Here is a 14,032-nt window from a genome sequence, read left to right as displayed (position 1 = left end):
TTTGCCGTTATTAAAAATGACAGACTTTTTATACAAAACTATGTTAATCCCTTGTCCATATCATAAGAATAAGGAGGACGTACCTGCACACTGTTTCGGTAAGCAAACCATTTTGCTTCTTGTGTCTTGGATCTTGTGTCTTACATCTTATATCTCTAAATAACTATTCTTCCGCCCAGTATGCTTCCCAACTGTTTTTTTACCTCATTCAGATTTTGAATCTCTGTCATGGTCTGCATCAGTACTTCACTGTCTTTTTCCGTTTTAAGTAATTCCAGCTTTTGGTTCAGTAATGTCTGAACCACTTTTAGTTTAAAGTCATAAACCACCCGTGGAACAAGTTCAGATAAGCGTTCTTCTGTTGTTTCTATACTGGCTGATTTGGTATATATCTTACTTAATACATGTTTTTCAGTGGTCAGGTCCACGGCCAGTTTTGCAATATCAGGATGTGCATGATTGGTGAAATAACGCTGTGGATCGAACCCCTCATTTTCAGCATTTTCACGATACAGGTCAAAAATTTTCTGATAAAGCGGAATACTGAGTTGCAGGTCATCTTCATCAATGGATTTAATGATGAAATCGCTCACTTTGATCCCAACATTTTCTGCAACTTCTCCCTTGTCATCCTGAACTTCAAAATTGATTTCCAGGTTTCCGTAACGAACCAGGTATTTTATCAGTTCATATTCTTCGTAGTTTACTTCAGTTCTTTGGTGTTGAACCTGAGGTGTTTGATGTGTCTGAATCGTAACCTGATCCTGCTGCTGGTACGAGTTGCGTTTATACTGTTCGTTCCTGCGTTGTCGGTTTATCTTGTTGATTTCGGTGTATAGTACCTCTTCGCGTACATCCAGCAGGTTACTACATTCTTTAATATAGACGGATCTGATAATGCCATCCGGAATAATAGCAATGGATTTGACAATATCACCAATAAGCTGGGCTTTTTTTACCGGATCACCCTTGGCACTTTCCAGCAAAAGTTTCGTTTTAAAATGGATGAAATCCGTTTCGTTTTGCCCGATATAGGCAATCAGTTCTGTTGAGCTGTGTGATTTGGCAAATGAATCCGGGTCCTCGCCATCGGGAAGTAGCAGCACCTTTACGTTGATATTTTGTTCAAGTATCAGATCAATTCCGCGGATAGAAGCATTAATTCCCGCCTGGTCGCCATCGTAGATTACTGTAATATTACTTGTGAACCTACTGATCAGGCGAATTTGATCGGGCGTCAAAGCTGTTCCTGACGAAGCCACCACATTTTCAATCCCAGACTGATGAAACGAAAGTACATCGGTATAGCCTTCCACCAGGTAGCAGCGGTCCTGTTTTACAATTTCCTTTTTTGCATGAAAAATCCCGTACAGAACACGACTCTTATGGTAAACCTCCGATTCCGGTGAATTCAGGTATTTGGCAGTTTTGGCATCCGTTTTCAGAATCCGACCGCCAAAACCAAGCACTTTGCCCGAAAGTCCGTGTATAGGAAATATGACCCGACCACGAAACCGGTCGCTTTGATAATTTTCACCTTTAACTGTTAACCCGGTTTTTACCAGATAATCCAGTTTGTATCCGTTTGAAAGTGCTTCCTGTGTCAGTGCATCTTTTTTTTCGGGTGAATAGCCCAGTTGAAATTTTTCAAGAATGGTTTCAGTGAAACCACGCTCCAGAAAATAACTCAATCCAACAGCTTTACCTTCATCCTTTTTCAGCTGATCCGAAAAATATTTAGCAGCAAATTCATTGACCACCATCATGCTTTCTCGGTCATTCTGAAATTGTTTTTCTTCAGTTGTCAGCTCTTTTTCCTGGATCTCGATATTATATTTCTTTGCCAGAATCCTAAGTGCTTCCACATAAGATATCTGTTCAACTTCCATCAGAAAATTAACGGCATTTCCGCCTTTCCCACAGCCAAAACACTTACATATGCCCTTGGACGGTGAGACTGTAAAAGACGGTGTTTTTTCATCATGAAAAGGACACAACCCGATAAAATTCACCCCTCTGCGTTTCAGAGTCACATACTCCGAAACCACCTCTTCAATGCGAGCCGCATCATGAATCTTTTCTATGGTAAACTGATCAATCATATTTTTCTGTCAATTCCTGTGCAAAGGTAACTAAATCAACGCCGTCAAAGTTGCCCGAACTCATTAATAAAACGACGCAATTTCGTAAATCCTTTGTTTTAAGGTTAGTTATAAGTTGATCCGAATGATCATAAACCGTTACATTCTTTCCGTTGAACCCATTGGCTACGTCCTGTTTTGTTATGGGATCCAGCTTTTTGTGTTCAACCACATGCGGATTAAAATAAACATTGGCCTCATCAGCTTTTTCCATTGAGCCGGAGTACTGTGGTAAAAAATCTTTTTTCAGACTGCTGAATGTATGCAGTTCCATGCAGGCGATAACGGTTTTATCAGGATGTTTAAGTTTAACCGCATCAACAGTTGCCTTCAGTTTTGATGGAGAATGGGCAAAGTCAAGATAAACGGTCAGGTTATCGTTTTTAGCCAGAGTCTGTAAACGTTTGCTGGCTCCCATGAACGATTCAATTGCAGCATAAAAATCTTTATCGTTTACACCTAGAGCCTTGCAGACATTTCTTGCGCCTTCGATATTTTGCAGGTTGTGTTCCCCAAATACATTCAGGGGGACAGGACCATATTCTGTTTCCAGATTCATAACTTCGTTAATCACCTTATATTTAGGTGTACCGTACGGTGTTTTTCTAATATCACTTCTTGACTGACGTGCAATATGCTTCAGTATTTCGTCTGCCTCAAAATAGACCAGTTCACCTCTTATCTCAATGAGTTGCACAAAGGTCTGAAACTGCATCACATATTCATCAAAAGTGGGAAATACGTTGATATGGTCCCAGGCAACGCCGGAAAGGAGTGCAATGTGTGGCTGGTATAAATGGAACTTCGGACGCATATCGATAGGCGAGGACAGGTATTCGTCCCCTTCGAAAACAGCAATTTCTGCATCGTGGCTAAGCCTTACCATGGTGTCAAAGCCTTCCAGTTGAGCACCAACCATGTAATCAAAGTTAATATTTTGATGGCGCAGTACATGCATTACCATAGACGTGATGGTAGTTTTGCCATGACTGCCACCAATTACCACACGTTTTTTATCTTTTGTTTGTTCGTAAAGATATTCGGGATAAGAATAAACCTTAATGCCTTTTTTCTGCGCTTCCAACAATTCAGGATTGTCTTTTCGCGCATGCATTCCAAGTATAATAGCATCCAGTTCTTTTGTGATCTTTTCCGGATACCAGCCCCATGCTTCCGGAAGAATACCGGCCTTTTTTAATCGCGATTTTGAGGGTTCAAATATCTCATCATCAGAACCTGTAACCTCGTAACCTTTGTGATGAAGGGCAAGGGCAAGATTATGCATGGCACTGCCACCGATTGCTATAAAATGAATTTTCATTTGTATGCTCTGTTTTGTATGAAGTCGCAACGCTAAAAATAGAAAAAAATGAATGGAGAAAATCTTAAACCCATTATGAAATATGAATAGTTTTCAACGGATATAAGTTTTATATTTATTGTTGGTAAAAAAGCTGAAGATGAAAACGTTTATTATTTTTTTTATAACACTCTTATTTTTTGTGTCTTGCTGCCCGGCAATAAAGGAAAACAGTACAAAAGACGAAATTTTTAAAGTGGAAAAGGATTTTGAATTAAAGGTTGCAGAATCAGGTATGGCAGAAGCTTTCTCCTACTTTGCAGATGAAAATGCTGTCATAAAAAGGTTAAATGATATGCTGATTTCCGGCAGGGAAAACATAAAGGCATACTACACTGATCGTGGCAATGATCCTCTAAGCCTTACCTGGACTCCGGATTTTGTGGATGTGTCTGATGATGGTACATTGGCGTACACTTATGGAAAGTATATATGGAAGGCCCTCTCAGAGACAAATGATACAGTGAAATTTGAAGGTGTTTTTCATACCATATGGAAAAAGCAAAAGGATGGAAGCTGGAAGTATGTTTGGGATTAACAATTTAATCCTTACATTTGAGATATAACCTCAAAATAAACTCTTATTGCTCCGGGAAACTCTAAATAACAGTTCATGTTAAATAAGTTCAGCGTACTGTTCCATCCGGAACGTTATCAGGGAATTGGAAAAACAAAACGATATTTTGAGGGGTGGTATTATAAGCTGATTACCGCCGACGAGAAAAAGGCAGTAGCCGTTATTCCCGGAGTTGCAATGGATGAAAAAAGGAACCGGCATGGGTTTATTCAGATCCTTGACGGGAAGGAGAATTCTTCGGAATACTATAAATTCGATTATTCAGCATTCAGTTACAAAACCGACCGGTTTGAGATACAACTTGGTTTCAATCTGTTTACTTCGCAAAGTCTAATACTCGATCTGCCGGAAATTTCTGGCTCGCTAACCTTCAGTAATCCTGTGGAATGGACGGATCACTTTTATGCTCCGGGAATTATGGGACCTTACACGTTTGTGCCTTTTATGGAGTGTTACCACGGTATTATAAGTATGGATCACCACATAAGCGGGGCATTGAAATATAAAGGGGAGGAGGTAGATTTTACAGATGGAAAAGGATATATCGAGAAGGATTGGGGGCATACCTTTCCATCCGCCTACTTCTGGATACAAAGCAATCATTTTTCAAAATCAGGAATTTCCTTTAAAGCCTCAGTTGCAAAAATTCCATGGCTCCGCAGTTCATTTACAGGTTTCATTGCCGGTGTTTGGGTCAATAATAAGTTATATAAATTCACTACGTATAACGGAACCAAACTTTTAAAGTCATATGCTGATCGCAAATGCGTTAAGCTGATATTTAAGAATCGTCATTATGTACTCACGGTTTTGGCTCACCGTGAAAATGAAGCAGAACTGGCTTCTCCTATTGCCGGATTGATGGAAGGCAGGATTAGTGAAAGTATGACATCCGAAATAGACATCAGGCTCACAGATAAAAAGGAAAATGTTATATTTGAAGATAGGGGAAGAAATGCAGGGCTTGAAGTAGCGGGAAATGTAACTGAAATTTTTACTTCTTAAATGTTTCTGGATTTGGTTCATCAAAACAATAAAAATAAGTCTGCACCACAAAGTATTCAGCTGAGAAATAAAGTCCCCATTAATTATAACTACCTTTACACAAACAAAAAATATGAATTTAGCAATCTTAATTGACGGTGATAATATCCCGTCGGCATACATTAAAGAAATGATGGAAGAAATTGCCAAATACGGTAATCCTACCATTAAGCGTATTTACGGTGACTGGACCAAACCTAATTTGTCCAAATGGAAGAATATACTCCTTGAAAATGCCATCACTCCAATACAGCAGTATGGTTATACATCAGGTAAAAATTCGACGGATTCAGCCATGATAATTGATGCCATGGATATTCTTTATTCTGAAAAAGTAAACGGATTCTGCCTGGTTTCGAGCGATAGTGATTTTACAAGACTGGCTACCCGTTTAAAAGAAGCCGGGATGCTGGTTATTGGCATTGGGGAGAAAAAAACACCTAATCCCTTTATTGTTGCCTGTGATAAGTTTATTTACATAGAAATACTTAAGCATCAGTCTAAGGAAAGTGATTCCGGTAGCGATAAGGATGATAATAAAGATTCGGTAGATAAAATAACTGCCCGGGAGATTAAACTGATTGCTACTACCATTTCTGATCTTTCGGATGATGATGGTTGGGCATTTCTGGGTGATGTGGGGAGTTTACTACAGAAAAAGCAACCAAATTTTGATTCCAGGAATTACGGCTTTCAAAAACTGACTCCGTTGATTAAATCCATTGGTGAATTTGAACTTGAACAGAGAGATAATCCCAAAAGTAAACATAAACTGATTTATGTAAAGAATAAGGAAAAAAAGAAAGCAACGGTAAAACGAAATACCCGAAGAAAGACAACACCAAACAAAACAAACGCTAAAAACTAGTGGAGTTTAATACAAATTTTATTGTGATCCGGTTGGTAAGTTAACCCATATGAACCCTGAAATAGTTACTATAAAAGAAAAAATGTTCATTGGAATGACCATGGAAATGTCCTATGCAGATAATAAAACACATGAACTTTGGAGATCTTTCATGCCAAGACAGAGTGAAATTGAAAACACGTTAAATAATGATCTGATTTCGCTTCAGATTTATGAACCGGGATTTTTTGAAAATTTTAACTCCAAAAGGATATTCAGAAAATGGACACTGCGCGAAGCAAACAGTTTAGAGAATATTCCTGAAGGCATGGTCACTTTTAAGTTACAGGAAGGAGACTATGCCGTATTTATTTACAAAGGTTTACCGGCAAAGGCTCAGCCATTTTTTGATTATATCTTCAGAGAGTGGTTGCCAAATTCAGCATATATGCTTGATGACCGGCCACATTTTGAAGTTTTGGGTCCAAAATACAGCAACAGTAGTCCCGATTCCGAAGAAGAAGTATGGATTCCAGTAAATGTCAAATAATACAATTTTCTAAAACCTGTGTAATGTTTCCATGATAATCAAAGGTCAATGAAATAGAAATTCCATTTTTTATTATTGGGAAGTATCAGCAAATCTTTGGGACAATCCATAAACTCGTTTCATGATATAGGCTATAAATTTGTCTCTAACGGAATCAATAAAATTAAATGTCATGAAACGGTTAATTTTACTTTGTTTATGTTTAGGAATTGTTTCAGTTTTCGCACAAAACCAATCAAATCCTGACTGGAATACTTATCTCGAGGGATATAGTGTTGTTGATATTGCAGATGCAGGTAATTATTTATGGTTCACAAACTATAAAGAAGTATACAGATTTGAGAAACTTACGGGAAACACCACTCATTTTGCGTTTGAAGACATGGAACTATCGCGGGATTATTCCATTCCTACTATTATATGTGATAATAATGGTTTGCCATGGATTGGTGTCGAATTTACGGGAACTTTAAAAATGACGGAGGAAGGTAAATGGTTCTTATTACCACAAGTTAGTACTGATGCATTTGAAAGAGGCACCCATGAAATTCTTGTTACTGAAAATGGAGCTGTTTGGACATCTACAATTAATATTCTAACAAGATACAAGGAGAATAATGTAGAATCTTATACAACAAATGGTTCAATAATTTCTCTAGCTGAGGATGCTGAAGGGAGTATCTGGATTGGGACAGCTAATTATTTTCATGGACATTATGACGGTTTAGTTAAATATGATGGTAAAAATTGGACCATTTATAATTCGTCAATGACAGGATCTATCCCTCTGGCATTTAGCTCAATAGCAATAGATAAACATGGAGCTTTGTGGATGGGAGGATATGAAGGTATTGATCATCCGTACACTGATTTAGTTGAATTTGATGGAACGAGTTGGATTGTTTATTACGCACCTTTCCATAATCACCCCTTTTATATCCGGGAAATTGCTATAGATGAAGTAGGAACTAAATGGCTTGCAACAAACCATGGATTAATGACATTTGATGGTTCAGACTGGACTACGTATAATGTTTTAAATTCTGAATTACCTTCTGATAATGTTTATTCCATTATAATAGATAGCAACGGAACAAAATGGCTCGGTACGGCAAATGGCCTTGTAACAATTACTAACAAATCTGCTGAAAAAAATTTAACGACTTCACTTATTTCGGAATCTGGATTGAATCACATTTTTAAGCTTTATCCAAATCCGGTCAATGATTTTATCGTAATAAAAATGCCCAAAGAGATACAATATTCACATTTGAAAATTCTCAATATTCAGGGAAAAATAATAAAGTCTTTTACTGTTCATAACAACCAAAATCAGTTGGATGTAAGTGATCTATCCAATGGAATATATTTCGTTAGAATTCAAACGGATAAAGGCTGCTTAATTAAAAAAATTGTAAAGCAATAAACTGGTTATTCACGGTGATAATCAATAACTTTATTAGTCTGAAAAACCTTAATGGGGAGAATATAGATAGATAACTCTGTTTATATAAGTTAAATACTCAAATATGAAGCTCCTTCAATTTACACATAAAATAGATGCTAAACTGGATGATTGGTTATCAACTGGTCAGAATAATTCTTCCAATAAACATCTTAAAAAATATTACTTATACGGCCAGATTGGTTTTCTCTTTTTGACTTTTACTCTTTTGATATTTTCGTTGATTTTATCTGTGGAAATGTATGTGCAATACTCTTTGGTATGTTTGGCTTATGGTTTAGTAATGCTCTTAGCTTTTTCATTAATCGAAAAAATAGAGCGCATAATATTAATAACAAAATTTGGTTTTGAGGTTATTATTCTTTTATATGTGGCCAAGATGGGTGGGGTTCTCACCTGCGGAGGATTAATAATTGCTGGGTTGGTACCTGTACTTTTCACACTTATCATCAATAAGTATAAATGGATGATAACAATATTTTCCTTCTATTTAGTTTCATTATGTTTATTACTAGTTTTTAATGGAAAATTAAGCGGAAAAGATTTACTTACTGCGCAGCAAAATCTGGTTTACTTCATATTCCAATTGTCAGGAATAGCAATCTATATTCTAACTTTTGCGTTTTATTCCCAAACAATTTATACTAATCTTGAGCGACAAGAGACGTTACGACAAAAAGAACTGAACGAAGCAAAAACCCGGCTTTATACCAATATTACTCATGAGTTTCGCACACCGCTGACGGTTATTCTGGGATTGGCAGATTCGTTAAAAAGTAACGGGCAGAATAACATTCCAGAGAAAGCGAATACGATCATAAAAAACGGGAAGAATCTCCTTCATCTGGTTGACCAGATGCTGGATTTAAGCAAGCTTGAATCGGGCAGGATGTTGGTAAATAAAATAAGCGCCAACATTATTCCTTTTCTGAAATATGTTTTCCAGTTACAAGAGTTTTATGCCGAAGAGAAAAATATCTCCATGGCGTTTTCTTCTGAAAGCCAGTCCTACGCACTTGAATTTGACCCGGAGAAGATTGCTGCTATTGTTTCAAATCTTTTGAGTAACGCCATCAAATTTACACCTGAAGGCGGACAGATCAGCATGAAAGTTTATCATGCAGACGAAAATATCTGTATAGAAATTAAGGATAACGGAATTGGTATTCCGTCGGAAAAGCTGGAAACCATATTCGACCGGTTTTATCAGGTAGATGGTGCTAACACACGCAAAGAAGGTGGTGCCGGAATTGGTCTTGCTATCATACATGAGTTTGTAAATCTTTTAAACGGTTCAATTGAAGTTAAAAGCAATACCAGCTTAGGCACCATTTTTACCGTGAAACTGCCCTGTATTCCCAGTACTGAAAAATCAATTGCAAGTGAAGCATTAGAAGAAGAAAACAAATCATGGGAAAATAATTCTGATTCAAATGAACTGTTTGATATCACTTCCAATGGTCACCACCGATTGTTAATCATAGAGGATAATCCAGATGTGATTGGTTACCTGAAAGCCTGTTACCAGGATCATTTTTCAATACATGTGGCAAAAGACGGCAAGGAAGGCTACAAACTGGCAATTGACGAAATTCCCGATATCGTTATCAGCGATATAATGATGCCGGAGATGGATGGTTTTGAATTGTGCAAAAAGTTGAAAGATGACTATCGGACAAGTCATATTCCAATAATCCTGTTAACTGCCAAAGCTGATATTCCATCCCGGATTGAGGGATTGGAAACCGGTGCCGATGCCTATATTGTAAAACCGTTTAATCAGCTCGAATTGCTGGTGAGGATGCAGAAATTGCTGGAATTAAGACGGAAGCTTTTTCAAAGATATAATCATGGAAATGGTCTTGAATTTTCATCTGATCCTCTTATTCAAAAAGAAGACCAGTTCATTAAAAAACTAAATGATATTATCTGGAAAAATGTTGAGGATGAATCTTTCAATATCCGTACTCTCTGTGATGAAATGGCTATGAGTAAATCTCAGTTATACCGTAAGTTCAGAGCACTTACTAATTTATCAGTTGCGAAGTATATTAGATCCTGTCGCATGAAAAGGGCGAAGGAATTGTTGCAAACCACATCAATGAACATTACAGAAATTAGTTTTGAAGTGGGTATGAAAAGTATATCAACTTTTAGCAGGCTTTTCAAGGAAGAATTCGGAGAAAATCCAACTAAGTATAGAGATCATATATATAAAAACGTTCAAAACAAGACCAGAATACCTCGGTAACTGTCTTACTTCATAATAAATGGTTCCTGAACAACAAAAATGTGGTTATTTCATAGCTTTGTTACTCCGGTCTTACAATAAATGAAAATGTATATGGTTCTTTCAGTGCCGTTCCGTACAGGTCTTTTGCTTCTGTTCCAATTGTAACTGTATATTTTTTGTTATGCTGCAAATCCTGATTTGGGTCGAATCTCATGGTCGTTTTTGAATTACCGTACCAATCCAATGTACCCGAAACAGAGGGTGAAATACTAATGGCATTTTGCACCGTTGATTTCTGCATATAGGTGTTGAAATAAAAATATATCGCCGTGGATTCCGATACAAAAACTTCACCATTTTGGGGAGAAGTGTTTGTAACTCTTACAGGTGAAGTATTAAAAGAAAACTGAAACGGATTGCCGAGTTCAATCCCGTCAGCATCTTTAGCCGAAGCGCCAATAGTAATATCGTATGTTGTTTCGGCATGTAAAACGCCTCCTGTATAAATGGTTAAATGGTTTTGTGCCGGCCATATGAGTATGGCATCTGATTCAGGGGAAACGGAAAGTGCCTGTTCCGTTGAAACCTGATCCATATTCCGTGGAAATGAAATCTGAATTCCCTGGGTCATTATGAGGTCCACCTCGTTATCACCATTACTCGGACTGCTGAGTATAGCATTTTGTGTACTCTCGGACTGGATGGTACTGAAACTGAATTCAAGTGGAAAGCGTAATTGATTTCCCGATGTATCCTGTGCTTCAGTGGATAACCTGACCGTGTAGCTTGTATCTACATAACTGTCTTTTTGACTGACCTGGTAGCTGAAAGCTGTAATTTTACTGTATGTGGTAATTGTTGAACCGGCATCGTAGCCCCAGTTCGTTGCATCGTTGCTGTAGTATATGCGGTTTGGAGCTGTTGAGTATTGTCCCCAATGAAATATTCCGTCTGTAGAGGGCGTTGTAGAGAATGCCTTTTCAACACTTTCTCTGTCCATGGGCTGTGTAAAAATTATGGAGATTGTCAGACGTGAATACTGGTTATTATAGATAATTTCAGACTTATCTTCGGGATAGTGAGATGAGATGAGGTCAGGTACCGTTGAGAGGTCAATTTCGCCAACATAAGTATTTCCTGATGCCAGAACATTTACATTATGAAGGTTGTATTTACGGAACATATCTGCATTAACGGTTAAATCGTAGTTTCCAACGGGTAAATTTTTTATTTCAAATGAACCGTCAACCGGATTAATCTCAGTGGAATCAATCCCGTAAACCTGACTGACGACTACCTTTGCCTTGCTGTCTGTTTGTAACACTTTCCCAACAATATTGCCCTGTACAGCAACGACAGAATCTGATTCATTATTGTCGAATCCTTTTTCCTCACATGCATATAGCATCGTGACAAGAACCGTAAGTACTAAAACACCGTATTTCATAATATTAGTTTTAAGTTGGAATTATAGCAGAAATTTCAATACATCATTGATAATGATGTGAATAAATATGGTTTGGTTGCATCAAATTACGGATTAATTTGATTTGATAAGACAAGTTCGCTCGCACAGCAACAAAATTCAGGTTCTATATTTTATATCATACATAATTGTACCTTTATGCCCGAATCTTTTGTATGGGTAAAACTATCTTTAAAAAAATAGAGCAGAATTTCGGATTCTGGATGCTGTTATTCTCAGTTATTGGTTTTTTAGTACCAGACTTGTTCAGCTGGGGAAACAGTATTACGGATAAACTGTTGATGTTTTCGTTTTTTCTGGGATGCTTACGCATAGACTTTGAAGAAGCAGTTCATTTAAAATCCAACTGGGGCAAACTCATCCTTTTTACCTTTTTGAACCTGGTAGTGTTGCCCGTCATACTTTATCTGATCACCCCTTTTCTGAATGTTGAAACGCGGACAGGGCTATTTCTGATTATGGCTGCCTGCGGTGGTATGCTGACACCCCTGATCGCCAGTTTCGTGGGTTTGAATGTGCTCTGGGCTGTGGTTTATGTGGTCATATCCTCCTCATTAATACCTTTTGTTTTACCGCTTCTGGTCAAGCTAATGTTTGGCATAAACATGGAAATATCGGGATTGGATATGATTCTTTTTCTGGCCAAAATAGTTTTTCCTCCGGCACTTCTGGCCTATGTTTTCCGTAAATATTTTTCGGGTTTGTCAGATCGGTTTATGCGTTATTCTGGAACCGTTGGTAGCATAAATATGTCCTTTTTTATAGCCATAGTTATTGCTCATAATCATGCGTTTTTAAGCCAGCATCTGTTTCAGTGGAATACAATTCCATTGCTTTTAATGCTGACTTCCGTATTTGTGATCCGGTATTTAACCGGCTTTGTTATGCCTGCAGCCAATAAAAAGGAGCGCTGGTCGAATGCTCTACTGTTTGGTGTTATGAATAATGGATTAATCATCCTGTTTGCCAATAACTATTTTTCAGAACAGGTTATGTTTGTAACGCTGTTGTCTGAGGTGCCATGGATCCTGGCACAACCGACCTTCTCAAAAATATATCAGCATTTTAACGGTAATCACATCTGACTTTTTAAGGAATTTTTTCATTGTGCATTCTTTTTTAAACGAAGATTCTTAAATTTGGATTAAAATTTGGGGAATGAGTAAACCTTTGATTGAAGATACAGATTACAGCGGTGTTAACTTTAACGATGAAATCCTGGAACCTGGTGATTACGAAAACTGCACGTTTCAGAATTGTATTTTTTCAAAACAGGATCTTACAGATTATAACTTTATGGAGTGTGAGTTTCTTAATTGCGATATGACTGCAGTGAAGCTTGACAACACTGGTTTGAAGAGCATTAAATTCACCGGATGTAAGTTGTTGGGTGTGCGGTTTGAAGTCTGCAATCCATTTGCTTTGGCAATGACATTCCAGAGGTGTATTTTAAATCTGACGTCATTTCATGGGATGAACCTTAAGAACAGTTCGTTCTATACCTGTAATCTGATTGAAACTGATTTTTCTGAAGCAGATCTGTCTGGCATTATTATACGTGACTGCAATCTATCGAATGCATTATTCGACCGGACAAACCTTCAAAAGGCAGATCTGAAAAAATCGTTCAATTTTATCATTGACCCGGAAGAAAACAACATTAAAAATGCAAAGTTTTCAGTGGACAGTATTACCGGTTTGTTGGACAAATATGATATCATTATCGATTAGGTTTTTACATTTTGATTTTAAAAAACTAAGGGCTGTAATCCATTCCCGCCATAGATCATACTTATTCACATACCTCTGATCGTATACTCAATATATTGATATTCTGCATTAAAGAAATATTTCTGTAATTTAGAAGCATTATGAATTGCTAATACCTGACTTTTAGTGTGTTATCGTCATGATTTTTTCACATATCTTTGCGGAAAATTTGCATCGGGTGTATGTTGATGTTGTTTAAAAGGATTGAAATTTGATGAAATTATCTGATGTTATAGAAGTGCTGGATGCCAGGGTGGTGTGCGGTGGTGATATGTTAAACAGGGAGGTCCGGTTTGGATTTGCATCTGATATGATGAGCGATGTGTTGACGCTGGATACAGACAATATGATTCTGATTACGGGTCTGGCTAATCTGCAAACCATCAGAACCGCAGAAATGGCAGATATATCACAGATAATTTTTGTACGTAACAAAGCCGTGACACCAGAAATGTGTGAATTGGCCAAAGAAAACAACATGGTTCTGTTGTCCTCTACCAAATCAATGTTCAGGGCAGTGGGAATGTTGTATAAGGCAGGATTGGAACCAATATATTAG

General features: G+C 37.5%; 12 protein-coding genes. 9 read left to right on the top strand and 3 right to left on the bottom strand.

The features are described 5' to 3' along the window. Nucleotides 1-155: 155 nt before the first annotated feature. Together dnaG and ACE01N_RS17110 are read right to left on the bottom strand one after the other, a co-directional pair. Nucleotides 156-2,102, bottom strand: a complete 1,947-nt coding sequence (dnaG, locus tag ACE01N_RS17115) for a DNA primase (RefSeq protein ID WP_380591676.1) — start codon at nucleotides 2,100-2,102, stop codon at nucleotides 156-158. Continuing rightward, on the bottom strand, nucleotides 2,095-3,462 hold the full coding sequence (locus ACE01N_RS17110) for a UDP-N-acetylmuramate--L-alanine ligase (protein ID WP_380591674.1): 1,368 nt from the start codon (nucleotides 3,460-3,462) through the stop codon (nucleotides 2,095-2,097). Before ACE01N_RS17110 ends, dnaG begins: the two co-directional genes overlap by 8 nt. Nucleotides 3,463-3,601: 139 nt before the next feature. Here ACE01N_RS17110 and ACE01N_RS17105 point away from each other — a divergent pair, with 139 nt between their 5' ends. The 6 genes from ACE01N_RS17105 to ACE01N_RS17080 all read left to right on the top strand — a co-directional run bounded on the left by ACE01N_RS17105 (nucleotide 3,602) and on the right by ACE01N_RS17080 (nucleotide 10,235). After that, on the top strand, nucleotides 3,602-4,039 hold the full coding sequence (locus tag ACE01N_RS17105) for a YybH family protein (RefSeq protein WP_380591672.1): 438 nt from the start codon (nucleotides 3,602-3,604) through the stop codon (nucleotides 4,037-4,039). 75 nt (nucleotides 4,040-4,114) lie between these two features. After that, on the top strand, nucleotides 4,115-5,083 hold the full coding sequence (locus ACE01N_RS17100; RefSeq protein WP_380591670.1) for a tocopherol cyclase family protein: 969 nt from the start codon (nucleotides 4,115-4,117) through the stop codon (nucleotides 5,081-5,083). A gap of 112 nt (nucleotides 5,084-5,195) precedes the next feature. Next, nucleotides 5,196-5,990: an NYN domain-containing protein gene (locus tag ACE01N_RS17095; RefSeq protein WP_380591668.1), complete on the top strand. Its 795-nt coding sequence runs from the start codon at nucleotides 5,196-5,198 to the stop codon at nucleotides 5,988-5,990. A 49-nt stretch (nucleotides 5,991-6,039) separates the two neighbouring features. Beyond that, a complete protein-coding gene (locus ACE01N_RS17090; RefSeq protein ID WP_380591666.1) occupies nucleotides 6,040-6,519 on the top strand; it encodes a GyrI-like domain-containing protein in 480 nt (159 codons plus the stop codon). A gap of 172 nt (nucleotides 6,520-6,691) precedes the next feature. Further along, nucleotides 6,692-7,945 carry a T9SS type A sorting domain-containing protein gene (locus tag ACE01N_RS17085; protein WP_380591665.1) on the top strand — a complete coding sequence of 418 codons (1,254 nt, stop codon included), beginning with the start codon at nucleotides 6,692-6,694 and terminating at the stop codon, nucleotides 7,943-7,945. Between the two features lie 103 nt (nucleotides 7,946-8,048). Then, entirely contained in the window at nucleotides 8,049-10,235 is a 2,187-nt protein-coding gene (locus ACE01N_RS17080; protein WP_380591663.1) for a hybrid sensor histidine kinase/response regulator transcription factor, read from the top strand. A 61-nt stretch (nucleotides 10,236-10,296) separates the two neighbouring features. Here ACE01N_RS17080 and ACE01N_RS17075 read toward each other — a convergent pair whose 3' ends face one another. Further along, entirely contained in the window at nucleotides 10,297-11,664 is a 1,368-nt protein-coding gene (locus ACE01N_RS17075) for an Ig-like domain-containing protein (RefSeq protein ID WP_380591661.1), read from the bottom strand. Between the two features lie 194 nt (nucleotides 11,665-11,858). Here ACE01N_RS17075 and ACE01N_RS17070 point away from each other — a divergent pair, with 194 nt between their 5' ends. The 3 genes from ACE01N_RS17070 to ACE01N_RS17060 all read left to right on the top strand — a co-directional run bounded on the left by ACE01N_RS17070 (nucleotide 11,859) and on the right by ACE01N_RS17060 (nucleotide 14,032). Further along, nucleotides 11,859-12,788: a bile acid:sodium symporter family protein gene (locus ACE01N_RS17070; RefSeq protein WP_380591659.1), complete on the top strand. Its 930-nt coding sequence runs from the start codon at nucleotides 11,859-11,861 to the stop codon at nucleotides 12,786-12,788. 73 nt (nucleotides 12,789-12,861) lie between these two features. After that, nucleotides 12,862-13,434 carry a pentapeptide repeat-containing protein gene (locus tag ACE01N_RS17065; protein ID WP_380591657.1) on the top strand — a complete coding sequence of 191 codons (573 nt, stop codon included), beginning with the start codon at nucleotides 12,862-12,864 and terminating at the stop codon, nucleotides 13,432-13,434. 253 nt (nucleotides 13,435-13,687) lie between these two features. After that, a complete protein-coding gene (locus ACE01N_RS17060) occupies nucleotides 13,688-14,032 on the top strand; it encodes a DRTGG domain-containing protein (RefSeq protein WP_375727436.1) in 345 nt (114 codons plus the stop codon).

The organism is Quyinboa ferrireducens, from assembly GCF_042436675.1.
In the GTDB taxonomy this organism is placed as follows: Bacteria; Bacteroidota; Bacteroidia; order Bacteroidales; family UBA5342; genus JBHJHP01.
The sequence above is the reverse complement of the archived record's forward strand: the minus strand, read 5'-3'. Positions and strand labels throughout refer to the sequence as shown.

Bases quoted from the DNA above. Each gene is read 5' to 3' on its own strand.
- dnaG (WP_380591676.1), bottom strand. From the start codon at position 2,102: ATGATTGATCAGTTTACCATAGAAAAGATTCATGATGCGGCTCGCATT.
- ACE01N_RS17110 (WP_380591674.1), bottom strand. From the start codon at position 3,462: ATGAAAATTCATTTTATAGCAATCGGTGGCAGTGCCATGCATAATCTT.
- ACE01N_RS17105 (WP_380591672.1), top strand. From the start codon at position 3,602: ATGAAAACGTTTATTATTTTTTTTATAACACTCTTATTTTTTGTGTCT.
- ACE01N_RS17100 (WP_380591670.1), top strand. From the start codon at position 4,115: ATGTTAAATAAGTTCAGCGTACTGTTCCATCCGGAACGTTATCAGGGA.
- ACE01N_RS17095 (WP_380591668.1), top strand. From the start codon at position 5,196: ATGAATTTAGCAATCTTAATTGACGGTGATAATATCCCGTCGGCATAC.
- ACE01N_RS17090 (WP_380591666.1), top strand. From the start codon at position 6,040: ATGAACCCTGAAATAGTTACTATAAAAGAAAAAATGTTCATTGGAATG.
- ACE01N_RS17085 (WP_380591665.1), top strand. From the start codon at position 6,692: ATGAAACGGTTAATTTTACTTTGTTTATGTTTAGGAATTGTTTCAGTT.
- ACE01N_RS17080 (WP_380591663.1), top strand. From the start codon at position 8,049: ATGAAGCTCCTTCAATTTACACATAAAATAGATGCTAAACTGGATGAT.
- ACE01N_RS17075 (WP_380591661.1), bottom strand. From the start codon at position 11,664: ATGAAATACGGTGTTTTAGTACTTACGGTTCTTGTCACGATGCTATAT.
- ACE01N_RS17070 (WP_380591659.1), top strand. From the start codon at position 11,859: ATGGGTAAAACTATCTTTAAAAAAATAGAGCAGAATTTCGGATTCTGG.
- ACE01N_RS17065 (WP_380591657.1), top strand. From the start codon at position 12,862: ATGAGTAAACCTTTGATTGAAGATACAGATTACAGCGGTGTTAACTTT.
- ACE01N_RS17060 (WP_375727436.1), top strand. From the start codon at position 13,688: ATGAAATTATCTGATGTTATAGAAGTGCTGGATGCCAGGGTGGTGTGC.